General features: G+C 71.9%; 21 protein-coding genes. 4 read left to right on the top strand and 17 right to left on the bottom strand.

Going from position 1 to position 21,558, the window contains the following annotated elements; all coding sequences use genetic code 11:
- Positions 1-4 precede the first annotated feature (4 nt).
- Genes rhaI through AMY39116_RS0317135 form a run of 6 tightly spaced genes read right to left on the bottom strand, consistent with a single transcriptional unit; the run spans position 5 to position 6,177 of the window.
- Entirely contained in the window at positions 5-1,180 is a 1,176-nt protein-coding gene (gene rhaI, locus AMY39116_RS0317160; protein ID WP_020418862.1) for an L-rhamnose isomerase, read from the bottom strand.
- Positions 1,177-1,503, bottom strand: coding sequence for an L-rhamnose mutarotase (locus AMY39116_RS0317155; RefSeq protein ID WP_027935997.1), 327 nt, complete (start codon positions 1,501-1,503; stop codon positions 1,177-1,179). Before AMY39116_RS0317155 ends, rhaI begins: the two co-directional genes overlap by 4 nt.
- Positions 1,504-1,560: 57 nt before the next feature.
- Positions 1,561-2,628 (bottom strand): rhamnose ABC transporter substrate-binding protein, encoded by a 1,068-nt coding sequence (gene rhaS, locus AMY39116_RS0317150; protein ID WP_027931380.1) that lies wholly within the window; start codon positions 2,626-2,628, stop codon positions 1,561-1,563.
- Positions 2,629-2,643: 15 nt separating this feature from the next.
- Positions 2,644-3,630 (bottom strand): ABC transporter permease, encoded by a 987-nt coding sequence (locus AMY39116_RS0317145; protein WP_020418859.1) that lies wholly within the window; start codon positions 3,628-3,630, stop codon positions 2,644-2,646.
- The gene (locus AMY39116_RS0317140; RefSeq protein WP_020418858.1) at positions 3,623-4,663 is read right to left on the bottom strand and encodes an ATPase; all 1,041 of its coding nucleotides are present in this window, start codon (positions 4,661-4,663) and stop codon (positions 3,623-3,625) included. The genes AMY39116_RS0317145 and AMY39116_RS0317140 overlap by 8 nt, the downstream gene beginning before the upstream one ends.
- Positions 4,660-6,177, bottom strand: coding sequence for a sugar ABC transporter ATP-binding protein (locus AMY39116_RS0317135; protein WP_027935996.1), 1,518 nt, complete (start codon positions 6,175-6,177; stop codon positions 4,660-4,662). Before AMY39116_RS0317135 ends, AMY39116_RS0317140 begins: the two co-directional genes overlap by 4 nt.
- 215 nt (positions 6,178-6,392) lie before the next feature.
- On the opposite strand from AMY39116_RS0317135, the gene AMY39116_RS0317130 reads away from it, so the two are divergent.
- Positions 6,393-7,394 (top strand): LacI family DNA-binding transcriptional regulator, encoded by a 1,002-nt coding sequence (locus AMY39116_RS0317130; protein ID WP_027935995.1) that lies wholly within the window; start codon positions 6,393-6,395, stop codon positions 7,392-7,394.
- A 270-nt stretch (positions 7,395-7,664) separates the two neighbouring features.
- On the opposite strand, the gene AMY39116_RS0317120 is transcribed toward AMY39116_RS0317130, so the two are convergent.
- Positions 7,665-8,543 carry a MurR/RpiR family transcriptional regulator gene (locus tag AMY39116_RS0317120; RefSeq protein ID WP_020418854.1) on the bottom strand — a complete coding sequence of 293 codons (879 nt, stop codon included), beginning with the start codon at positions 8,541-8,543 and terminating at the stop codon, positions 7,665-7,667.
- Between the two features lie 38 nt (positions 8,544-8,581).
- Here AMY39116_RS0317120 and AMY39116_RS0317115 point away from each other — a divergent pair, with 38 nt between their 5' ends.
- The gene (locus AMY39116_RS0317115) at positions 8,582-9,313 is read left to right on the top strand and encodes an Asp/Glu racemase (protein ID WP_020418853.1); all 732 of its coding nucleotides are present in this window, start codon (positions 8,582-8,584) and stop codon (positions 9,311-9,313) included.
- Here AMY39116_RS0317115 and AMY39116_RS0317110 read toward each other — a convergent pair.
- The 8 genes from AMY39116_RS0317110 to AMY39116_RS43030 all read right to left on the bottom strand — a co-directional run bounded on the left by AMY39116_RS0317110 (position 9,310) and on the right by AMY39116_RS43030 (position 18,432).
- On the bottom strand, positions 9,310-10,086 hold the full coding sequence (locus AMY39116_RS0317110) for a class I SAM-dependent methyltransferase (protein ID WP_020418852.1): 777 nt from the start codon (positions 10,084-10,086) through the stop codon (positions 9,310-9,312). The genes AMY39116_RS0317115 and AMY39116_RS0317110 overlap by 4 nt on opposite strands.
- Entirely contained in the window at positions 10,083-10,934 is an 852-nt protein-coding gene (locus tag AMY39116_RS0317105; RefSeq protein ID WP_157358582.1) for a sulfotransferase domain-containing protein, read from the bottom strand. Before AMY39116_RS0317105 ends, AMY39116_RS0317110 begins: the two co-directional genes overlap by 4 nt.
- Entirely contained in the window at positions 10,931-12,193 is a 1,263-nt protein-coding gene (locus AMY39116_RS0317100) for an MFS transporter (protein WP_020418850.1), read from the bottom strand. The genes AMY39116_RS0317105 and AMY39116_RS0317100 overlap by 4 nt, the downstream gene beginning before the upstream one ends.
- Positions 12,190-12,897, bottom strand: coding sequence for an NTP transferase domain-containing protein (locus tag AMY39116_RS43050; RefSeq protein ID WP_020418849.1), 708 nt, complete (start codon positions 12,895-12,897; stop codon positions 12,190-12,192). Before AMY39116_RS43050 ends, AMY39116_RS0317100 begins: the two co-directional genes overlap by 4 nt.
- Positions 12,833-13,525 (bottom strand): gamma-glutamyl-gamma-aminobutyrate hydrolase family protein, encoded by a 693-nt coding sequence (locus tag AMY39116_RS45490; protein WP_084506111.1) that lies wholly within the window; start codon positions 13,523-13,525, stop codon positions 12,833-12,835. The genes AMY39116_RS43050 and AMY39116_RS45490 overlap by 65 nt, the downstream gene beginning before the upstream one ends.
- Before the next feature lie 2 nt (positions 13,526-13,527).
- Entirely contained in the window at positions 13,528-14,034 is a 507-nt protein-coding gene (locus tag AMY39116_RS43040; RefSeq protein ID WP_020418847.1) for an adenylyl-sulfate kinase, read from the bottom strand.
- Positions 14,031-16,400 carry a PEP-utilizing enzyme gene (locus AMY39116_RS43035; RefSeq protein WP_020418846.1) on the bottom strand — a complete coding sequence of 790 codons (2,370 nt, stop codon included), beginning with the start codon at positions 16,398-16,400 and terminating at the stop codon, positions 14,031-14,033. Before AMY39116_RS43035 ends, AMY39116_RS43040 begins: the two co-directional genes overlap by 4 nt.
- Positions 16,401-17,073: 673 nt before the next feature.
- The gene (locus AMY39116_RS43030) at positions 17,074-18,432 is read right to left on the bottom strand and encodes an MFS transporter (protein ID WP_020418845.1); all 1,359 of its coding nucleotides are present in this window, start codon (positions 18,430-18,432) and stop codon (positions 17,074-17,076) included.
- Between the two features lie 161 nt (positions 18,433-18,593).
- On the opposite strand from AMY39116_RS43030, the gene AMY39116_RS0317070 reads away from it, so the two are divergent.
- Positions 18,594-19,271 (top strand): HAD family phosphatase, encoded by a 678-nt coding sequence (locus AMY39116_RS0317070; protein WP_020418844.1) that lies wholly within the window; start codon positions 18,594-18,596, stop codon positions 19,269-19,271.
- Between the two features lie 450 nt (positions 19,272-19,721).
- On the opposite strand, the gene AMY39116_RS0317055 is transcribed toward AMY39116_RS0317070, so the two are convergent.
- Positions 19,722-20,549 (bottom strand): endonuclease/exonuclease/phosphatase family protein, encoded by an 828-nt coding sequence (locus AMY39116_RS0317055; RefSeq protein WP_020418841.1) that lies wholly within the window; start codon positions 20,547-20,549, stop codon positions 19,722-19,724.
- A gap of 64 nt (positions 20,550-20,613) precedes the next feature.
- On the opposite strand from AMY39116_RS0317055, the gene AMY39116_RS0317050 reads away from it, so the two are divergent.
- Entirely contained in the window at positions 20,614-21,060 is a 447-nt protein-coding gene (locus tag AMY39116_RS0317050; protein ID WP_020418840.1) for a sigma factor-like helix-turn-helix DNA-binding protein, read from the top strand.
- Positions 21,061-21,067: 7 nt separating this feature from the next.
- On the opposite strand, the gene AMY39116_RS46155 is transcribed toward AMY39116_RS0317050, so the two are convergent.
- A complete protein-coding gene (locus tag AMY39116_RS46155) occupies positions 21,068-21,229 on the bottom strand; it encodes a hypothetical protein (protein ID WP_020418839.1) in 162 nt (53 codons plus the stop codon).
- Between the last annotated feature and the right edge of the window lie 329 nt (positions 21,230-21,558).

The raw sequence follows: 21,558 nt of genomic DNA, 5'->3' as shown, positions 1-21,558 counted from the left end.
TGGTTCAGGCTCCCCAACCGGCCTGCCGGCCGTCGGCTCGTTCGGCGACGATCTTTTCCTGGTAACCGCTGCGGTGGTAGGCGGCGATCGGGTCCGGGTCCAGCCCGGCCTCCTCGCGCAGCTCGGCCAGCAGCGGCCGCACGTCGGTGTTGTAGGCGTCCATCAGCACGGCGTTGGCACCGAGCACGTCCCCGTTCTGCTGCGCGGCGAACAAGGCGTCCTTGTCGACCAGCAGGGCCTTCGCGGTGGCCTCCTGCACGTTGAGCACCGAGCGGATGATCGCCGGGATCTTCGCCTCGATGTTGTGGCACTGGTCGAGCATGAAGTTGATGCCGTAGGACGGGTCCAGCGCGTCGGCGCGCACGATCTCCCACATGATGCGGAACAGCTGGAACGGGTCGGCGGCACCGGCCATCAGGTCGTCGTCGGCGTAGAAGCGCGAGTTGAAGTCGAACGCGCCGAGCTTGCCCTGGCGCAGCAGGAACGCGACGATGAACTCGATGTTGGTGCCCGGCGCGTGGTGGCCGGTGTCGATGCACACCGTCGCCTTCGGACCGAGCTCGACGCAGTGCGCGTACGAGGTGCCCCAGTCCGGCACGTCGGTGGCGTAGAAGGCGGGCTCGAACAGCTTGTACTCCAGCAGGATCCGCTGGTCGTCGCCGAGCCGGTCGTAGGCCTCGCGCAGCGCGGCGGCCAGCCGGTCCTGCCGGGTGCGCAGGTCGTCCTGGCCCGGGTAGTTGATGCCGTCGGAGAACCAGAACTTCAGGTCCTTGCTGCCCGTGGCGTCCATGATGTCGATCGCCTCGAGCAGCTGATCGGTGGCCTTGCGGCGGATCCGCGGGTCGGGGTTGGTGACCGAGCCCAGCTTGTAGTCCTCGTCCTGGAAGACGTTGGTGTTGATGGCGCCGATCTCGATGCCCAGGTCGTGCGCGTACTTGGTGAGGGCGCCGTAGTCGTCGACCCGGTCCCACGGGATGTGCAGCGCCACGCTCGGCGCGATGCCGGTCAGCTCGTGCACCTTCGCCGCGTCGGCGATCTTCTCCTCCGGCGTGCGGGGCACCCCGGGCTGCGGGAACACCTTGAAGCGGGTGCCGGAGTTGGCGTAGGCCCACGAAGGCGTCTCGATCCGCTGAGCGCGCAGGGCTGCTTTCACGGCGGTCAGGTCGGACAACAGGATCACTTTCCTTCCAGGTGGAAGACCTCGGTGAGCAACTGGAACCCCTCGTCGGGGCCGCGCCCGTCCAGGCCCGTGAAGAATTCGGCCATCTCGGCCTGCCAGCGGGCGTTGACCTCGGTGCGGGCCATGGCCGCCTGCGCGGCGTCGAGGTCGTCGGCCTCGACGTAGCCGATCAGCAGGCCGTCGTCCCGGAGGAACAGCGAGTAGTTGCGCCATCCGGTGTCCGTCAGCGCCTGCCGCATCTCCGGCCACACGGCGCGGTGCCGCTCGGCGTACTCGGCCATCCGGTCAGGCTTCACCTGCAGGCAGAAGCAGTATCGGGCCACGATCCGTCCTCGGTGGAGCCCCGGCCGGGCCGCCGGTGCGGCCCGGCCGGGAGGCTGTCAGAAGTTGTACTGGTCGATGTTGCTCGCGTCGAACACCGTCGGCGGGCCGAGGACGATCTCGCCGTCCTTGCCGATCGTGTACTCGCCGAGCTTGCCCGCCTTGAACTTCTGGCCCTCGACGCCGGTGATCTGGCCGGAGGCCAGTGCGACACCCGCGTAGGCGGCCAGGTAGCCGATGTCGGCCGGGTTCCACAGGGCGAACTTGGTGACGGTGCCGTCCTTGATGTACTCGCGCATCTGGTTCGGCGTGCCGAGGCCGGTCACCGCGACCTTGCCCTTGTAGCTGGAGGAGCTGATGTAGCGGGCGGCCGCGGCGATGCCGACGGTGGTCGGCGCGACGATGGCCTTCAGGTTCGGGTAGGACTGCAGCAGGCCCTGGGCCTCCTGGAACGACTTCTGGTCGTCGTCGTTGCCGTAGGCGACCTTCACCAGCTTCAGGTTCGCGTACTCGGGCTTGGTGAGCTGCTGCTTGAACACCTCGATCCAGGCGTTCTGGTTGGTGGCGTTCGGGGTCGCCGACAGGATCGCGATCTCACCCGAACCGCCGGCCAGCTCGCTGGCCATTTTCGCCAGCTGCTCGCCGATGCCCTCGGTGGTGGCCTGGTTGATGAACACGTCGCGGCAGTCCTTGGCCGCGTCGGAGTCGAAGGCCACGACCTTGATGCCGGAGCTGCGTGCCTGGTTCAGCGACGGGCACACCGCGTTCGGGTCGTTCGCCGCGATGCCGATGACGTCCTGCTGCTGCTGGATCAGCGTGTTGATGTAGCTGACCTGCGAGGACGCACTGGCGTCGTTCGGGCCGACCAGCTTGTACTCGCCCTTGAGCTCGTCCAGCGCGGTCTTGCCGCCGCCCACCTCGATGTCCGAGTACGGGTTGTTGAGCTGCTTGGGCAGGAAGGCCATCTTGACGCCTTCCTTGGTGGCGGCGTTCGGGTCGGCCTGCGCGGTCGACTGGGCGCCACCGCCGCCGGACGAGCTGCTGTCGTTCTTCGTGGTGCCACCGCACGCGGACACCGTCAGCACGAGCGCTGCCGACACCGCACCGGCGAGGAGTCGTCTCTTCATGGGCGTTTCGCCTTTCTATGTGGTCGCCCGGCGCCGCAGGGCAGCCCGGAACCTGATCACGATGTTGGGCAGGAGCACCGAGATGATCAGCAGCACCCCGGTGACGATGTTGAGCGCCTCGTTCGACACGTCCTGCAGCCGCAGCGCGTTCTGCAGCGTGGCCAGCAGGACCACCCCGGCGAGCACACCCGGCAGGGTGCCCTTGCCGCCGAAGATGGAGACGCCGCCGAGCAGGACCGCCGCCACGACGGCGAGTTCCATGCCGAGGCCGTTGTCGGCGCGGGCGCTGGAGTACCGCAGCGTCCACAGCACGCCGGCCAGGCCGGCGACGAGACCGCTGACGACGTAGAGCCAGAACTTCAGCCGCGCCACGCGGATGCCGGCGAAGCGCGCGGCCTGCTCGCTGGCGCCGGCGGCGTACACCGAGCGGCCGACCGGCGTCGCGTGCAGCACCAGGCCGAACACCACGGCGAGCACCACCAGCGGGATCAGCACGTTCGGGATCGGGCCGTCGCCGATCGTGCCGGTCACCCACGAGGTGTAGGCACGCGGGAAGTCGGCCACCGCGCCGTCGCCGAGCACCACGAACGCCAGGCCGCGGTAGAGCGCGAGCGTGCCGATGGTGACCGCCAGTGACGGCAGTTTCAGCACGGTCACGAAGAACCCGTTGAGCGCGCCCAGCACCGCACCGAGCACCAGGCACAACGGGATGATCGTCTCGATGGGCAGGCCGCGGTTCCACAGGTCGCCCATCACTGCCGAGGTGAGGCCGAGCGTGCTCGCCACCGACAGGTCGATCTCGCCGGTCACGATCACGAACGTCATCGGCAGCGCGATCAGCGCGATGGGCAGCAGGTCCAGCAGCAGGAACGTGAAGTTGCGGCTGCTGCCGAAGTTCTCCACCACGCCGGAGGCGATGAGCAGCACCAGCACCGTGATCACGATGACGGCGGCGTCCCAGCTCGCCAGGCGGGACAGCCAGGCCGGCCGCTTGTCAGACATGGGAATCCCTCTTCTTCAGTGACTTGGCCACCCGCACCGCGACCAGGCGGTCGGCCCCGATCGCGAGCAGGATCAGCGCGCCGACGATGGCCTGCTGCCAGAACTGGTTGATGTCGAGGACCGCCAGGGAGCTGCCGATGACCGTGAGCAGCAGGGCGCCCAGGCCCGCGCCCCACACGGTGCCGCTGCCGCCGAACACCGCGACCCCGCCGACCACCGCGGCGGCGACCACGTTCAGCTCGTAACCGTTGCCCGCGGCCGCGTCGATCGTGCCGAACCGCGCGGCGAACAGGACACCGGCGACACCGGCCAGCGCGCCGCTCACCAGGAACGCGGCGATGGTGTTGCGGCCGACCTTGATGCCGGCCAGCTCGGCGGCCTGCGGGCTCGACCCCATCGCGTACAGCTCGCGCCCGGCGCGGTAGTTGCGCAGCACGACCCCGGCCACGACCAGCACGATCACCGCGATCAGCACCAGCCACGGGATGCCCAGGATCGAGGAGTTGCCGAACTTGAGGAAGTGCCCGGGCAGCTCGTCGGCGTTGATCTGCTCGCCGCCCGCCCAGAAGTAGGCCGCGCCGCGGAAGGCGTAGAGCGTGCCGAGGGTGACCACCAGCGCGGGCACCTGGCCGAACCGGACCAGGAACCCGTTGACGACACCACACGCGGCGCCGACCGCGACGCCGACGACCAGCGCGACGATCACCGGCATGCCCTGGTTGGCCTGCAGCAGCGAGCCCACCGCGAACGCGGACAGGCCGAGCACCGAGCCGACCGACAGGTCGATGTTGCGGGTGATCATCACCGTCGCCTGGCCGACCGCGAGCACGGCCAGGATCGCGGTGCCGAGCAGGATGTCGCGGATGCTCTGCGCGGACAGGAACCGCGAGTTCTGCGTCGCCGTGAACGCGACCAGCGCGATCAACGCGAGGACGATGCCCGCCTCACGCGCCTTGAACAGGCCGCCGACGGAGAACTTCCGTGGCACCGACCGGCTCGTCGTCGTGGGAGCCACCACCTTCGTCGCGTTCACGCCGCCGCTCCCTGACCCATCGCTGCGAACATCACCGAGTCCTCACTCGCGTCCTCGCGGGAGATCTCCGCGACGATCCGTCCCTCGCGCATCACCAGCACGCGGTCGGCCATGCCGAGCACCTCGGGCAGCTCGGAGGACACCATGATCACGGCGACGCCCTCCGCGGCCAGCGACGACATCAGCCGGTGCACCTCGGCCTTCGTGCCGACGTCGATGCCCCGCGTCGGCTCGTCGACGATCAGCACGCTCGGCGCCATCGACAGCCACTTGGCCAGCACGACCTTCTGCTGGTTGCCGCCGGACAGCGTGCCGACGGCGTCGCTGAGCCGGCCGTACTTGGTCTGCAGGCGCTCGGTCCAGCGCAGGGCTTCCTTGCGCTCGCCGCCGCCGAACAGGAAACCCAGCTTCGCCAGCGCGCCTGAGCGCGGCAGGGTCACGTTCCGCTCGATGGAGAGGTCCATGACCAGGCCCTGCTGGCGACGGTCCTCCGGCACCAGGGCCATGCCCGCGGCCATCGCGGCGCGCGGCGAGCCCGGCTTGAGCTTCTTCCCGCGCAGCTTCACGGTTCCCGCGTCGCGTTCGTCCACTCCGAACACCGCCTGGACCACTTCGGACCGTCCACTGCCGACCAGCCCGGCGAACGCGACGATCTCGCCCGCCCGGACCTCGAACGAGACGTCCCGGAAGACGCCCTCGCGGGACAGGCCCTCGACCTCGAGCACGACCTCGCCCGGGGTGACGTCCTGCTTGGGGAACAACGCGTCCAGCTCGCGGCCGACCATGCGGCGGACCATCTCGTCGACCGTCAGGTCGTCCATCGGGTCCGTGGAGACGTGCTTGCCGTCGCGCATGATCGTCACGCGCTGGCACAACTCGGTGATCTCCTCGAAGCGGTGCGAGATGAACATGATCGCCGCACCCTCGTCACGCAGATTGCGCGCGACCGAGAACAGGCGCTCGACCTCGACCAGCGACAGCGCCGCGGTCGGCTCGTCCATGATCAGCACACGCGCGTCGGCGGACAGCGCCTTGGCGATCTCCACGATCTGCTGGTCGGCGATCGACAGGCCGCGGGCCGGGCGGCCCGGGTCGATCCGCACGCCCAGGCGGGCGAACAGCTTCTCCGCCTCGGCCCGGATCGCGCCGCGGTCGATCATGCCCAGCCGCTTGCGCGGGTGGCGGCCCATCACGATGTTCTCCTCGACCGTGAGGTCGGGGAACAGCGTGGGTTCCTGGTAGATCACCGCGATCCCGGCGGCCTTGGCGTCGGCCGGGGAGGAGAACTCGACGGGCCGCCCGTCGACCAGCAGCGTTCCGGTGTCCGGGCGGTGGACCCCGGCGAGCATCTTGACGATGGTCGACTTGCCCGCGCCGTTCTCACCCACCAGCGCGTGGGCCTCACCGGAGTGCAGGGGGAACGACACCCCCTGCACGGCGGCCACCGCGCCGAACGACTTCGTGACGCCGCGGACCTCCAGCAAGGGCACGCTGCCCGGGTCCTGCCGCACCATCGCGACCTCCGAAATGAACGGTTTCACAAACCTGGCGCGCTGACGCTACTATGCGCTGGATCACGAAGTCAACGACGAGTTTTTCGCCCAGTTCAGGCGGGTTTTCTCGGTCGCGATCCGATAACATCGGTGCTTGTTACACGTTTCAACGGGAGGGTCACGTGGCACGCACGACCACGGGTGGGGCTGCTGTTCCGGAGCCCCGGGCGGCGGGGATCAAGGACGTCGCGGCGGCGGCGGGCGTGTCACTGGGGACCGTGTCGAACGTGCTCAACCGGCCGGATCGCGTCAGCCCGCGCACGCGCGCGAAGGTCGAGGCGGCGATGGCCGAGCTGAAGTTCGTGCGCAACGAGACGGCGCGGCAGCTGCGGGCGGGGCGCAGCCGGATCCTGGCGTACGTGATGCTCGACGGGAGCAACCCGTTCTTCACCGACGTGGCCGAGGGTGTGGAGGACGCGGCCGACGAAGCCGATCTGTCGTTGTTCCTGTGCAACAGCGCGAACCGCGCCGAGCGCGAGCGCGACTACCTGAGCCGGCTGGAGCAGCAGCGGGTGCAGGGCATCCTGATCACGCCGGTCGACCCGGACGCGCCGGTGCTCGCGGAGACGGCGGCGCACGGGATCCCGCTGGTGATCGTGGACCGGACCGGGCAGTCGGGCGACCACTGCTCGGTGGCCGTGGACGACGTGCTGGGCGGGCGGCTCGCGGTGCAGCACCTGCTGGAGCTGGGGCACCGGCGGGTGGCGTTCATCGGCGGCCCCGATTCGCTCGGCCAGGTGCGCGACCGGCGCGAGGGCGCGCTGCGGGCGATGAAGGAGGCCGGGCTGGGGCCGGAGGACCTGGTCGACCTGAGCACGTCCGCGTTGACGGTCGCGGAGGGCCGGACCGCCGGGCAGCGCTTGGCCGGGTTGCCGTCTTCGTTGCGGCCGACGGCTGCGTTCTGCGCCAATGATCTGCTGGCTCTGGGGTTGCTGCAGACGTGCGTCAGCCTGCGGCTGCGGGTGCCGGACGACCTGGCCATCGTGGGTTACGACGACATCGACTTCGCCGCGGCGGCGGCCGTGCCGCTGACTTCGGTGCGGCAGCCACGCAGGCAGCTAGGCCGGACGGCGGCGGAGCTGCTGCTGCAGGAGACGACCGACCCCGGCCACGAGCACCAGCAGGTGGTGTTCACCCCCGAACTGGTGGTACGAGCGTCGACGCGCCACGGCGCCTGATCCCGGGGCACCCCTCCCCGCCCCCTCGACGCGGTCCTCCACCCGCCACCGCACCTGATGCCCGGCGCGCTCCTCCCCCACCACCACGAGCCGGCCCCCGCTCAGAACCGGTGCTCGCTCAGCACATCCACCACCAAAGCCTGCGCCGCAGCCGACCGATCGGGCTCGGCGAGCAGCAGGCTCACGAACGAAGCGTCCAGCACCACCAGCTGGCGCCCACCCAGAGCTGGTGGTACGAGCGTCGACGCGCCACGGCGCCTGACGCCTGCCTCAGAACCGGTGCTCGCTCAGCACATCCGCCACCAAAGCCTGCGCCGCAGCAGACCGGTCGGGCTCGGCGAGCAGCAGGCTCACGAACAAAGCGTCCAGCACCACGAGATGCGCCAGCCTGCTCGTCATCGCCTCCACGCGGTACCTCGTCTCCAGCCCGCCCGCGACCAGGGCGGCGTCGGCGACCTCCGTCAGCGGCGTCGTCGCGAAGCTGGTCACCGCGACCACCGCCGCGCCGGACTCCTTCGCCCGCCGGGCCGCGCTCACCGTCTCCCGGGTCGCCCCGGTGTGGCTCACCGCCACCACCACGTCCCCCGGCCGCAGCAACCCCGCGCGCACGTGCTGGACGTGCACGTCGGCCGGGGCCTCGGCCGCGATGCCCAGCGTCAGCAGCCGGTAGGCGGCGTCCTGCGCGAGCGGCGCGCTCGTCCCGACCCCAAGCACCAGCACCCGCGGCGCCGCGGTCAGCAACCCGACCGCCCGCTCCAGCGCCGCCGCGTCCACGCTCGACCGGGCCCGCTGCAGCGCGTCGGCACTGCTCGCGGCCAGCTTCGCCAGCACCTCGGCAGGAGAATCGCCGCGGTCGATGTGCTCCGGCGAGGAGTCCCCGGCCAGCGGCGCGAGGTCCTGCGCGAGCGCGATCTTCGCGTCCTGGAACCCCTTGAACCCCAGGCTCTGGCACGCCCGCACCACGGTCCCGACTCCGGTGCCCGCCGCGGCGGCGATCTCGCTGACCGACATCCGCACCACGTCGGACCCGCGTTCCAGCAGCACCTGCGCGGCCCGCGCCTCGCTCGGCGGCAGGGACCGCAACGCGGCCCGCGCCCGCTCGGCCACCGACCCGGGCACCCGGGCCGCCTCGTCGATTCCGCCGGTCACGGGCGCAGGATACGGGACGGTTCGGGTACCCTGCGCGTATGAAACGCCACGTTCAGGGGCCGGAACCCCAGACGGGCGTCGGCATCGTCGCGCCCTACGACTTCGCCCGTGACCGCGAGCTGTGGCGGTGGGTGCCGCCGACCGTGAGCCTGTTCATCGCCCGCACCGGCGGCTCACCCGAGGGCGACAACCTCGACTCGGTGTCGGCGCTCAACCGGCCCGCCACCGTCCGGCGCCCCACCCGTGAGGTGTGCGCGGTCGGCGCCGAGGTCGTCATCTACGCCTGCACCGCGTGCAGTTTCGTCGGCGGCACGCTCGGCGAGGCCGCGCTGCGCCAGGCCATGCTGGACGCCGGCGCGCCCCGCGCGCTGACCACGTCGGGGGCGGCGGTGTCCGCGCTGCGCACCGTCAAGGCGCAGCGGGTCGCGGTCGTGCACCCCTACGAGCGCCCGGTGGGCAACCGCCTGCGCGACTTCCTGTGCACGGCCGGGTTCGACGTCGTCGCGTGCACGCCGCTGGGCATCCCGGTGCGCGACGTGCTGAGCGCCGGCTACGCCGAGGTGGCGGAGCTCATCCGCGCCGGCGACCGCCCGGACGCCGACGCGATCTTCGTCAGCTGCACCGCGCTGCCGACCTACGACCTCATCGCGCCCCTGGAAGCGGAGCTCGGCAAGCCGATCGTGACCGCCAACCAGGCGACGGTGTGGGCGGCGCTGCACGCGCTGGACCTGAACGCGACCGGGCCGGACCAGACGCTGCTCAACCTCTAAGCCAGCCGCTGCACCGCCCACGCCCGGGTCAGGTACGTCGTCTCCACCACGTCGTGCTCGGCGAGCGCCTCGCGCGCGTGGTCGAGGAACTTCGCGAACGCCTCGGGGCCGAGCTGGGCCTGCACGTCGTTCGCCGAGCGCCACGCGCCGAGGTAGTGCTCGACCGTTTGCCGCACCACGTGGCGGCCCTCCAGGTAGAGCGGCGGGCCGTAACCGGGCTCGGCCGCCAGCCGCGCGGTTAGCGTCGCGGTGATGCCGGATCGCCCCGAGGACACCCGCCGCAGGCCGGGCTTCAGCCGCCGGATCTCGCCTTCGATCCCGGCGAGCAGCGGGTTCGCCTCGACCTCGCGCGGGTTCCACAGCGCGGCGAACCACCCGCCCGGCCGCAGCACGCGCCGGAACTCCCGCAGCCCGGCGTCGAAGTCGACCCAGTGGAACGACGACGCCATGCTCAGCAGGTCGGCCGACGCGTCGTCCAGCCCGGTGTGTTCCCCGCTGCCCGCGCGCCAGGTGATCCGCAGCCCGTGGCTGTCCTCGACGCCCTGCTCCCGCATCGCTTCGTTGGGTTCGACGGCGGTCAGCGACGCGGGCCGCCGCGCGGCCAGCATCCGGCTCCAGATGCCGGTGCCCGCGCCGACGTCGGCCACGTCGAGGCTGCACACCGGGCGCGCGCACAGGCCGAGGATCGCGTCCCGCACCGCGGGCGAGTAGCCCTCGCGGTAGCGCGAGTAGCTTTCCGCGAGCGTGGTGAAGTCACCCTGCGCCAGGGTCATGATCGTGCCCTTTCTCCGAGGTGGTAACCGAAGCGGCGGGCGAGCGCGGCGACGTGCGCCCGTCCGAAGAGGTCCGCGGTGGACGGGCTCATCCACGTCCGCCATTCCTCCGGCTGTCCCCGCCGGAGGATGCCGGGACCGTCGCCGCCCTGGTCGCGTTCGCGGCGGCGCACCGTCTGGAAGTCGCTGCGCAGCACCGCCGCGGCGATCTCCCGGTCCGGAATGGACAGTCCGAACGCGCGCAACCCGGCGCGCAACGTGGGCAGCGGATCGCGTTTCAGGTCTTCGAACGTGGTGATCGCCGACCGGGGCAGGCGGCCGGCGTCGCAGACCCAGCGGCGGTAGAAGTCCGCCCAGTCGTCGAGCCGGTCGAGACCGGTCGGGCCGGGGCGGCACAGCCAGTCCTCGAACGAAGTGGCCAGCCGGTCGAGCGGGTCCCGCACGAACTCGGTGCGGAAGCGGTACCACGAGTACAGCGCGTCGCGGGGATCGCGCACCAGGATCCACACGCCGAGCAGCGGGCGGCCGGTGAAGAACCGCGGCGTGAGGTGGGTCTTGACGAACCGGGGCCAGGGCTCCCGCGGCTTGTCCGGGGTCGCCAGGCGCTCGCGGTAGTCGTCGTAGGCGGGGACGGGTTCGCTGTCGCCGTCCTCCAACAGGGCCTCGGTGTAGGCGTCGGCGTAGTTGAGGCCCAGTTCGGCGAGGATGCCGCCCAGGTAGGACTGCCCGGAGCTGCCGATGCTGGCGACGAGCACGTCCCGCGGGCCGAGCCGGGCGATGTTGTCCTGGTACAGCGCGTTGTAGCGGTCCTGCAGGCCGTGCAGCAGGTAGAACACCTTCTCCGTCATGTCGCCCGCCACCCCAGCGCGCACCCGGCGAGCCCGCCGAGCACCGCGACCGCGGCGGCGAGCAGGAAGGCGAACTCGTGGCCGCGCTCCAGCGCGGTCGCGAGCACTGCGACGACCAGCGCGCCGCAAAGGTACTTCGCCGTCTCGTAGCAGCCGTAGGCGCTGCCGCGGTCCGCGGGCTCGGCGTGCCGCCCGGCGACGCCGTTGAGCGTGACCGCGGAGACGGCCGCGCCGAGGCCGACGAGCACCAGCCCGGGCAGGACGTGCTCCAGCGCGAGCAGGACGAGCCCGGCCGCGCAGAACGCCTGCGCCCCACCGAAGACCGTCGTCCACACGCGACGGTTGAGCAGCCGCGCGGCCAGTGGCGCGCCGACGAGGACGGCGATGCCGAGCGAGGTGAAGGTGAGCCCGGCCTGCAACGGGCTGAGGTCCTGCTGCAGGAACAGGAGCCCGACGAAGACCGTGCCGTCGTACGCGAAGACGAACCCGGGCAGCCCGGCCACCGCGGCGCGCAGCGACCGGTCCCGCACGACCCCGCGCGGCAGGAGCCGCACGACCGGCACGACGAGCACGAGCCCGACGGCGGCGACGGCCAGTTCATGGTTGGTGATCGCGTACACCAGCAACGCGGCCGCGGTGACGGCCAGGGCAGCGCCGAGCAGCCGGGGCCGGGGCGCGCCGCGGCGGCGGTCCTCGTCGAGGACCCGCGCGGCGGTGATCGCCGCGGCCGCGACGACCGGCGCGGTCAGCAGGAACAGGAAGCGCCAGCCGAGGCCCTGCGTGATGAGCCCGCCGGTGATCGCGCCGCCCGCCGCGCCGAGCCCGCCCGCGACGGCGACCGCGGCGAACACCCGGTCGCGCACCCCTTCCGGGCGCAGGGCGCTGATGGTGGCGAACGCGTTGGGCACGGCAAAGGCCGCGCCGAACCCCTGCACGGCCCGCGCCGCGAACAGCACCCACGCGTCCCAGGCGACGCCGGCGAGCAGCAGGCCGGCGACGAACACGGCCAGCCCGGCGACCAGCATCCGGCGCCGCCCGAACGCGTCCCCGCAGCGGCCGCCGGTGAGCAGGGTCCCGCCGAGCGCGACGGCGTAGGCGGTCAGCACCCACTGCCCGTCGACCGGCCGGAGCCCGAAGTCGGCCTGGATCGCGGGCAGCGCCACGGCGACGACGAGCCCGTCGAACACCGCGACGAAGTTGGTCAGCGACAACACGATCGCCACCACGACCGTACGGCCGGGCGCGTGCACGAGCGTCACGACGCCACCTCCGCGCCGGACAGCACCTCGTCCAGCTCCCGCAGCACCGGCTCCCCCACCACGCAGTCCCGCGCGGAGTCGAACTCGTGCCACGGCCCCGGCACCGGAACGGCCCGCACGGTGAACTCCCGCGCGATCAGCCGCCGCAGCAGACCGGTCGTGTCGCGACGGGTGTCCGAACGCGACAGCTCCGCGGACAGCTCGGCCCACCCCACCGGCTCCAGCTTGAGCAACCCCAGGTACTGACCGGCCACCTCCTCCACAGTGGACGGTGTGCCGCCGATGTCGGTCAGCCTGCCGCCGGTCACCGCGAACGTCTCCGCGTCGATCAGGGGGTCGCCGAAGCGGCGGGACCACTGCGTGAGCCAGTCCGGGTCGTACCCGACCACCAGCGGCCCCGGCGCCGACGCCACCGCGGTCACCGCGGCCGGGGTGAACACGATGTCGCCGTAGGCCACCACGACCGGGCCGGCTTCGAGCCATTCCCGGGCGCAGGCCAGCGAGTCCACCATGGACGACTCCGCCCACGCCGCGTTGTGGAAGCGGGTCAGCGGCACCCGCTCGAACTGCCACGAGCACCACCCGGTCACCACCGCGACGTCCCGCACCCCGGCCAGCGCCAGCGCGGAGACCTGGCGGTCAAGCAGCGTGCGGCCCGCCAGTTCGACGAGGCACTTCGGCCGGTCGCCGGTCGCCGCGCCCATCCGGGATCCGCGTCCCGCGGCCAGGATCACCGCCCGCATTCCGACCTCCGAACACCTCGCTGAACAGTTCGACGTCCTCGTCGTGCACCGGGTCCGCGCGCTCGGGGTGCCACATGATCCCGGCCAGCGGCAGCGAGCGGTGCCGCACCGCCTCCACCACCGGCCCGCACCGCGCGGTCACCTCGAACTCGGGCGGCGCCTGCAGCACCGCCCAGTCGTGGTAGCTGTTGACGGTCCGCTCGCCGCGCGGCCCGGTCACCCGGTGTTCGACCGCCACGTGCCCGCGCACCCGCCGCAGCCGGGCGCCGAACGCGTCGAGCACCAGCTGCATCCCGCGGCACACCCCGATCACCGGCAGGCCGCGTTCCAGGGCGCGGCGCAGCAGGTAGCGTTCGAGGGCGTCCCGCTCGGGGGCCGAGCCCAGGTCGTTGCCGCCGGTCAGCACCAGTCCGCGGCACCCGGTCCGCCACAGCAGCTTCGCCGCGGCGGCCGGGTCGAGCGGCATCGGCACGCCGTCGAACCCGCATTCGGCGAGGAACGACCACCACCGCACGTCGAGGGCGAGCCGTACCTCGCCGTGTTCGTTGGCGGGCAGCAGCCGCTGGGTCACCGCGAGCAGTCCGGACATCGTCACCACAACCCCGTCCGGGCGCAGTAGGTGTAGATCTGCTCGGCGGCGGCGCGCGACGAGGTGGACCCGTAGTTGGTGATCCGCAGGTCGGGGGCCACGGGGAACTCGGCGGCCTGCCCCGCGCCGACCACCTCGGCGCCGTCCGCGTAGATCCCCTTCGGATCGCGGCGGCGGAGCTCCTCCAGCGGCACGTCCAGGAACACCTCCGCGTACCGGGCAAGGTGACGCCGGTTCCACTGGTGCACCTCGTGCCGCAGCGAGATCGTCGCGCACACCACGATGTGCCCCTGTTCGGCCAGCAGCCGGCACAGCCGCCCGTAGGTGACCGCCAGCTGCCTGCGTGCTTCCGTGCCGAAGGACCGGGCGTCCAGCGCGGCGCGGACCGCGTCGCCGTCGAGCAGCACCGGCCGCACCCCCGCGCGCCGGAGCCGCTCGACCAGCTGCACCGCCACCGCCGACTTGCCGGCGCCGGACAGGCCGGTGATCCACACGACCCCGCCCGTCACGACGCCCGCGCTTCCGGCTCGGGCCGTCCCGCGACGGGGACCGGGCGCACCAGCTTCGCGGCCGCGTCGACTTCCAGCGCCCCGGCGCGCAGCCAGTCGCGGAACTGGGTCTCGCCGACGCCGATCGCGGCCGGGATGCCGAGTTCCAGCGCGCGGATCGCCATGTGCGAGTTGGCCCCGCCGAACGCGGTGACCAGCCCGGCGATGCCCTTGGTGAAGATCCAGTCGTAGCCGGGGTCGGCCGCCATGATCATCGCGATCGCCCCGGTGGGGTCGTCCCCGGCGCCCACGTCCGCGACACGCGCCGCGACCCGGGACTGGGTCACGAAGTTCGCTTCGCCGGGCAGCGCGACGAACGACGCCAGCTCGGCCGCGCCGGTGATCACCGCGGGCGCGCACAGCGATTCGGTCAGCGCGTGCCGGAAGCTGCCGCGTTCGATGGCCTCGTGCAGGACGGCCGAGTCGGTCCGCGCCGAGCCGGTGAGCTGGGACAGTGCGTCGACGGTGGCGTAGGACAGGTCGTCGGGGGTGAACCCGAGCCGCTCGCCCGCGCGGCGCGCCTCGACCAGGATTTCGCTGAGGACGCGGGAGAACTGGAGTTTGCCGTACTCGCGGGCGGACACCGCGGCGGTGACGAAGCGGAACAGGTCGCGCTCGGTGCCGGGCATGCGGTGGGCGGCCAGCAGTTCGCGCACGTCCCGCGCCTGCGCCGCGGTGGGGTGGAAGACCGGCGGGCGCGGCGGGGCGTCGCGGACCGACCAGTCGAAGTAGCGGTCGGGCTCTTCGTCGTAGCGGGCGGAGAGGATGTCGTAGGTGCCGGGGCGGAGGTGGCCGTAGCGGTCGAGGAAGGTGCGGCGGTCGACGGTGCAGAAGTCGCGCTGCATCTCGGCGCTGACCGTGGTGGCGCTGCCGAGCAGGGCGTCGGCGTCCGCCGGGGACAGCGCGCCGGCGTCGACCAGGCTGCGCACCAGCGCCGTCGCGGCGAACGCGGCGCGGGCGGCGCCGGCGAAGGGCAGGGTGCCCTGGGTGCGGCAGAGGCGGACGAGCTCGCCGATGCGGTCCGGCGACCAGCGGGGCGGGCGCCGCACCTGCCACCGGGACAGCTGGTCCAGTTCCGCCAGGTCGCGGGTGAACGGGCCGGATGGGCTCATCATGCGCACGGTCAGCACGCGCAGGGCCCGCACCAGCGCGGCGGCCTCGGCGTGGTCGAGCACGTTCGCCTCGCACAGCCGGGCCGCGTCGCCGGGGGTGCCGAAGTGGAACGACGACAGGGCGATCTCGAACTCGACCTTGTCGTGCAGCCGCGGGTTCGCCCGCAGCCGCGTCAGGTAGTGGCGGACCAGCCGGGTGGCGGTGCGGTCGTCGAGCGCGGCGGGCACGAGTGAGCTGAAGCTGGCGCGGGTGTCGATGTAGGCGAGCCCGCCGAGGTCGACCAGCAGCGGGGTGCCGCGCAGGTCGCGGTAGCCGTAGCGGAACCGGGAGTCGGCCCAGATGCGGTCGGTGATGAGGCGGCGGTAGAGCGACAGCGCGAGCGGGCGGGGCCGGACGCCGATCATCTCGGCGGGGTTCCAGTCGGGCATGACGCCGAGGACGGTGTCGCGGCTCAGCGCGGGCGGGCCGGCGCTCTGCAGGGTCGCGACCTGGGCCTGGCATGCGGCGACGGCGGCCCGGTGCCGTCGCCGGGACAGCGGCAGCCGGGCGGTCGCCAGTGGCCGGACCTGGAACAACACGAGCCGCCCGTCCCCGGCGACGCCGAACTCGAACTCGAACGGCTCGTCCCCGCTGAGCTGTTCGAGCTCGGCGATCAACGCGGGCAGCCCGGCGAGCAGCGGCGTCGGGGGCAGCGGGTCGGGGCCGGGCAGGAAGTACCAGGTGCGCACCCCGGCCCGGCCGGAGGTGACCTCGGCGGTGTCGGCGCTCTCGGTCCAGTTCACCACGCGGTAGGGCGCGCCACCGCTGGGCTCGCACGAGGAGACGACGCCGCTCGCCACCGGATCGCGCAGCTGCGGCTGGACCAGCACCTGGTTGTCCGGGTGGTCGTCGAAGGACCGGACCACGATGTCGATCGCGCGCCTCAGCTCCTGCCAACCGTGCACATCGGACAGTGACAGGTAGCGCCCCGCGTTGGAAAAGCCGGCCTGGTCCTCGTCCCGGCTGCTGCTGCGCACGATCAGCGGCGCACTCGACCAGCTGTGCCCGCGCACCCGGTCCAGCACGCCCAGCGGATCAGCCCGCCACCGGTCGACGGTGAAGGCCTCCATCGGCAGCACAACGGCCGACCGGACCAACGGCGCGAGCCTGGCGAGCGTTTCGGCCTTGGTGCCGAACGCGAAGGGCTCCGTCGCCGCGGAAACAGGCGCGTGCATGGGCCGCTCCCTCACGGTTCGATGACAACGCCGCGACACCGACCTCGCCGCGACGTACCCGCCAAGGTAACGCCGGAAGAAGCCGAACCATCGGGGGCGATCTTTGCCAGGGAGCGCAAAGAGCATGCACTTGATCTTTGAACCCAAAGTAGCTGGGTGGTCATCCCGTCGCCTGACACGTGACGATCACCTTGAGCCAGGGCCGCAACCTGCGTGCTTTCCGGCGGCCGAACATGCCAACCTTGCGGCCCTGGCTCAAGGTGATATGCACAAACCGGAAGGCGACGGGATGACCACCCAGCGACCACCTCGAGAAGGTGGGACGAGGCACCCACCCCCTGGTCATCCCGGAGCCTGCCCGTCCGGCGAGGACTCTTTTGATCTTTAAAACCCGCGCTGACGCGCGGAAAATGCGCCTCACGGCGCTCGAACGGTCACCTTCCGACCACCCCCGCCCCCGATGGCTGATTGTGTTTCAGTCGCCGAGCAACGGCGTCAAGGCGGGAAAGCGTGCCTTGACCCCGCTGGTCGGCGACTAAAGATCGGCTGTGGATCGGGGGCGGGGGAGGTCTGGTTGGGGTAGTCGCCTGCTTTTCGTTGCCGGGCGACGGTTGCTGGAAAAAGAAGACAGGGCCGGGCCTCGCTTTCGCGTCGGCCCGGCCCTGCTTTTTGGTCAGGAGGGGGCTAGTGCCTCTTCCTCTGCGTTGGCGACCGGCGTCCTGCCGGGGATGCGCGTCGGGTGGTTGATGGGTACTCCGGCGGTCTCCGGCATCAGCATGATGGGCACGATGGCGATCGCGGCGGCGGCCATCAGGTAGAACGCCGGGATCGCCGTGTTGCCGGTGCCGTCGATCAGCGCGGTGATCACCAGTGGCGCCGTGCTGCCGAACGCCGCGGTGGAGGTCGAATAGCCGATGGCGAAGCCGCTGTACCGGTTGCGGGTGGGGAACATCGCGGGCAGCGCCGAGCCGATCGTGCCGAGCATCAGCACCAGCAGCACCGAAAGCATCGCCATGCCCGCCACCGCACCGAGCACCGAACGGCTCTCCAGCAGGGCGATCGCCGGCCAGCTCACCACCAGGAAACCGATCGCGGCCGTCAGCAACAGCGGCTTGCGGCCCACCCGGTCCGACAACGCTCCCACCGCGTTGATGACGAACAGCATCCCGATCATGAGCCCGAGCGGGATCAGCAGCGACGCCGTGTCGCCGAGTTCGAGCACCTCCGTCAAATACGTCGGCATGTAGGCGATCAGCGTGTACATCGCCACGTTGAGCAGGATCACGAACCCGATCAGGTTGAGCAGCTGCGGCCACATCTTGGTGAACGTCTCCTTCAACGGTACCCGCGACGTGGCGCCGGCCCGTTCCGCCTTCTCGAACGCGGGCGTGTCGGCCAACTTCGTGCGCAGGTACCAGCCGACCAGCCCCAACGGACCCGCCACGAGGAACGGGATGCGCCAGCCCCAGCTGTTCAGCGCCGCCTCCGACAGTCCCAACTGGACAGCCGTGGCGAGCAGGGCGCCCGCGACGTTGCCGATCAGCGTGCCGAACTCCAGGAACGAACCGTAGAACCCGCGCCGCTTGTCCGGCGCGTACTCGGCGATGAACGTCGCCGCCCCACCGTATTCGCCGCCAGTCGAGAAGCCCTGCGCCAGCCTGGCCAGCAGCAGCAGGATCGGCGCCGCCACCCCGATCGTCTGGTAGTTCGGGATGAGCCCGATGACGAACGTCGCGGCCGACATCATGATGATCGTGAACGACAGCACGCGACGACGGCCGAACCGGTCGCCCAGCGGGCCCAGGATGATGCCGCCGAACGGCCGCAGCACGAACGGGATCGCGATCCCGGCGAAGACCAGCAGCAACCGGGCGGTCTCGTCGGCGTCCGGGAAGAAGTTCAGGCCGATGCTCGTCGCGAGGTAGGCGTAGATGCCGTAGTCGAACCATTCCACGGCGTTGCCCATGGCCGCGCCGGCCACGGCACGGCGGACGGTGCGCTCGTCGGGTGGGGCTGCGGAGGTTTCCGTCATGATCGCTGTCCGTTTCATTGTGCGGAAGCAGGGATTCAACAGGTGAAGGATAGGCGCTCAAACCTCCGGATGGGACCTCTTCCGGATGAACTCTGGAAAACAGTTCGGTTTCGCCCTACACTTCGGAAAGATGTTCCGACCACGGGAAGGGTCAGGTGCCCATGTCCGCGATCCGCCGTGCCGTGGTCTTCGACTGCGACGGCCTGCTGCTGGACACGGCGGCGGCCTGGTACACCGCGTTCCGGACCGGGGCGCAGGCCCTGGAGCTGGAGCTGAGCGACCGGCAGTTCGCGACGCTGGCCGGGGCGTCGGTGGGGGCGGCGGCCGCGCGGATCGCCCTGTGGGCCGGCCAGTCCGGGGAGACCGGCCGGGTCGCGAAGATGCTGGACGAGGCGCTGCGGACAGCGGTGGAGCTCCGACCGCCCGCCGCACTGCCGGGGGCGCTGGAACTCGTTTCCACGCTGGCCGGGCGGGTTCCGCTGGCGGTGGCGTCGAACGCGCCGGCCGGGGTGCTGTCGGAGGTGCTGAGCGGGGCCGGTCTGCGGCCGGCGTTCCGGGCGGTCGTCAGCGCCGACGAGGTGGCGGCGCCCAAACCGGCGCCGGACGTCTACCGGGCCGCCTGCCGAAGACTCGGGGCCGACCCGCGGAGCTCGGTCGCGCTGGAAGACTCAGCAGCAGGCGCGACGGCAGCGCAGGCGGCCGGACTGTCAGTGGTCGTGGTGACGAACAGCGCCTGGCCCGGCCGAACACCGTTGCGCTGGCCGCTTTCGGGCCGGTCGGCGCTCTACGTGACAGCGCTGAACGACCCCGCCGTCCTGCCACACCTCCTGCACGCGTGATCAGGCGTTGGCGGGCGCGAACGAACCCGTTCCAGCTCGGCCACCACCGGCCCGTGATCTGAGGCCATGGCCGGCGGCACAGGCAGCCGGACTGTCGGTGGTCGTGGTGACGAACAGCGCGTGGCCCGGCCGCACACCATTGCGCTGGCCGGTTTCCGGCCGGTCGGCACTCTACGTGACAGCGCTGGACGACCCCGCCGTCCTGCCGCACCTCCTGCACGCGTGATCAGGCGTTGGCGGGCGCGAACGAGTCCGTGAACAGCGCCTGCGCGATCCGCGCGATGAGGGACTCGAGCAGGCTGACGCCGATCTTGGCGATCACGGCGGCGAAGAACTCGGCCATCGGGAACTCCTAGCTTTCCGGGGACACCCAGGCACCGTCGCTTCCGCGGATGAGACGCGGGCAGCACTCGGGTTGCCCGCGGGTGAACTCCCCGTGACCGCTGCGCGCTACGACGAGACCGGCCGCATCCGGTCCAGCTCGGCGACCACCGGCCGGTGGTCGGACGCCGTCGTCGCGACCGCCCGCGCGGAACGGATCCCGAAGTGCGGGGACGCGGTCACGAAGTCGATGCGCTTCACCGGTTCCGCGGCCGGGTAGGTCCCCGCGCGCGGGTCGGCGTCGGCCAGGCCGGTCCACAGTGGAGCGAGTTCGGGTGCGGCGGGTTCGGCGTTGAAGTCGCCGGTGAGGATCTCCGGGCCGGGCAGCCGGTCGAGGACCGCGAGCATGTCGGCGACCTGCGCCTGCCGCACCGACGGATCGGCGCGGTAGTCCAGGTGGGTGGCGTAGACGCGGACCGGCCCGCCGTGCGCGGCGACGGTGACCTCCGCGAAACCCGGCGCGGGGGCTGGGGCGGCGTCCGGGGTGAGCGTCGACAACCGGGTGATCTCGAGGTTCCGCGCGGCGACGATCGGGAAGCGGCTCAGCACGGCGACGCCGTACTGGCGGCGCGGCGCACCGGGGGCGGGCGGGTCGAGGTCGTAGATCGGCGCGAAGAACACGTGCATCTTCAGAGCGCGTGCGAGTTCGGTGGCCTCGTCGCGGTACTCGCTGCGCGCGTCCCAGTGGACGTCGACCTCCTGCAGCCCCACGACGTCCGCGTGCAGGTCGCGGATCGCGGCGGCGGTGCGGGCGAGGTCGAAGACGCCGTCCTGCCCGGCGCCCGCGTGGATGTTGTAGCTGGCGACGGTGAGCGGCCGGGGCGCCGCGGCAGCCGGAGCCGCGCCGAGGGCCAGAACCGCCGCGATGACCGCCACTGCGAGCCGCATGATGATCACCTTAGCGGCGGAGGCAACCAGGCGGGCGGTTCGCGCGTGGGAGTTGTCGAGGAGGGGGAGCGCGATGGCGGCGCAGGACGTGATGAGCGCGCGGCTTCCCGGCGCGGACCTGGTGGCGGCCGCCGCCGGTGGCGAGACGGGGGCGATCGGGGAACTGGTCGCCGCGGTGACGCCCGTCGTGGTGCGGTACTGCCGGGCGCGACTGAGCCGGGGCGCGGACGAGGTGGCGCAGGAAGCGTGCCTCGCGATCCTGCACGCGCTGCCCGGCTGGACGGGCTCCTTCCCCGCGCTCGTGTACGAACTGACGGCGCAGACAGTGGCCGGGGCACGCTCCCCCGAGGCCGATTCACCGGTGCTGGTGCTGCCCGGCGTGGAGCGGGAGATCGTGCTGCTGCGCGTGGCGGCGGGTCTGACGGCGGAGGAGACCGCGGCGGCGCTGGGCTTGTCGGTGAACCAGGTGCGCGTGGTGCAGCACCGAGCGCTCAACCGCCTCCGGGCGACGCTCGGGTGATGCCGCCTCAGTTCGAGGGCGTGCTCGACCGCATGCCGGCCAGCAGGCCGAGGCCCGCCATCACACCGGCGAGGAAGTACCACGCGTCACCGAGGGCGGCGGACGCGATGATCGCCAGGATGAGGACGCCGCCGGCCGCGGCCCATCCCGTCACGTTCGGCTCCGCCATGGGTTCCACCATCCTCCTCGGTGGCGCGCGCCGCACCACGGAGAGGAGGAATCACCCTCGAAGTGCAACCGGCGGGTGACGTGCCCGGCCCCTGCGTGGGGGGTGAGGGAATGCTCCCCGGGGTGGTGCGCACGGCGGCGGGGTGATGGGGACGGCGTAGCGGGCTGCGGCGGCAGGGCGGTGCGCACGGCGGCGGGGCGATCGGGACGGCGTAGCGGGTGGCGGCGGCAGGGCGGTGCGCACGGCGGCGGACCGCGCCGCCGGGAGCGGCGGTGCGCACGGCGAGCTGGCTGCTGCCGAGAACGGCGGCCCGCAGCGGCAGGCGCGGC

Source organism: Amycolatopsis sp. ATCC 39116 (assembly GCF_000231075.2).
GTDB lineage: Bacteria > Actinomycetota > Actinomycetes > Mycobacteriales > Pseudonocardiaceae > Amycolatopsis_E > Amycolatopsis_E tucumanensis.
The sequence above is the reverse complement of the archived record's forward strand: the minus strand, read 5'-3'. Positions and strand labels throughout refer to the sequence as shown.

What these genes read in the sequence shown, in the direction of transcription:
- rhaS (WP_027931380.1), bottom strand. Translation starts at nt 2,628, where the DNA reads ATGAAGAGACGACTCCTCGCCGGTGCGGTGTCGGCAGCGCTCGTGCTG.
- AMY39116_RS0317145 (WP_020418859.1), bottom strand. Translation starts at nt 3,630, where the DNA reads ATGTCTGACAAGCGGCCGGCCTGGCTGTCCCGCCTGGCGAGCTGGGAC.
- AMY39116_RS0317135 (WP_027935996.1), bottom strand. Translation starts at nt 6,177, where the DNA reads ATGGTGCGGCAGGACCCGGGCAGCGTGCCCTTGCTGGAGGTCCGCGGC.
- AMY39116_RS0317115 (WP_020418853.1), top strand. Translation starts at nt 8,582, where the DNA reads ATGAAACGCCACGTTCAGGGGCCGGAACCCCAGACGGGCGTCGGCATC.
- AMY39116_RS0317110 (WP_020418852.1), bottom strand. Translation starts at nt 10,086, where the DNA reads ATGACCCTGGCGCAGGGTGACTTCACCACGCTCGCGGAAAGCTACTCG.
- AMY39116_RS0317105 (WP_157358582.1), bottom strand. Translation starts at nt 10,934, where the DNA reads ATGACGGAGAAGGTGTTCTACCTGCTGCACGGCCTGCAGGACCGCTAC.
- AMY39116_RS43050 (WP_020418849.1), bottom strand. Translation starts at nt 12,897, where the DNA reads ATGGGCGCGGCGACCGGCGACCGGCCGAAGTGCCTCGTCGAACTGGCG.
- AMY39116_RS45490 (WP_084506111.1), bottom strand. Translation starts at nt 13,525, where the DNA reads ATGTCCGGACTGCTCGCGGTGACCCAGCGGCTGCTGCCCGCCAACGAA.
- AMY39116_RS43035 (WP_020418846.1), bottom strand. Translation starts at nt 16,400, where the DNA reads ATGCACGCGCCTGTTTCCGCGGCGACGGAGCCCTTCGCGTTCGGCACC.
- AMY39116_RS43030 (WP_020418845.1), bottom strand. Translation starts at nt 18,432, where the DNA reads ATGACGGAAACCTCCGCAGCCCCACCCGACGAGCGCACCGTCCGCCGT.
- AMY39116_RS0317070 (WP_020418844.1), top strand. Translation starts at nt 18,594, where the DNA reads ATGTCCGCGATCCGCCGTGCCGTGGTCTTCGACTGCGACGGCCTGCTG.
- AMY39116_RS0317050 (WP_020418840.1), top strand. Translation starts at nt 20,614, where the DNA reads ATGGCGGCGCAGGACGTGATGAGCGCGCGGCTTCCCGGCGCGGACCTG.
- AMY39116_RS46155 (WP_020418839.1), bottom strand. Translation starts at nt 21,229, where the DNA reads ATGGCGGAGCCGAACGTGACGGGATGGGCCGCGGCCGGCGGCGTCCTC.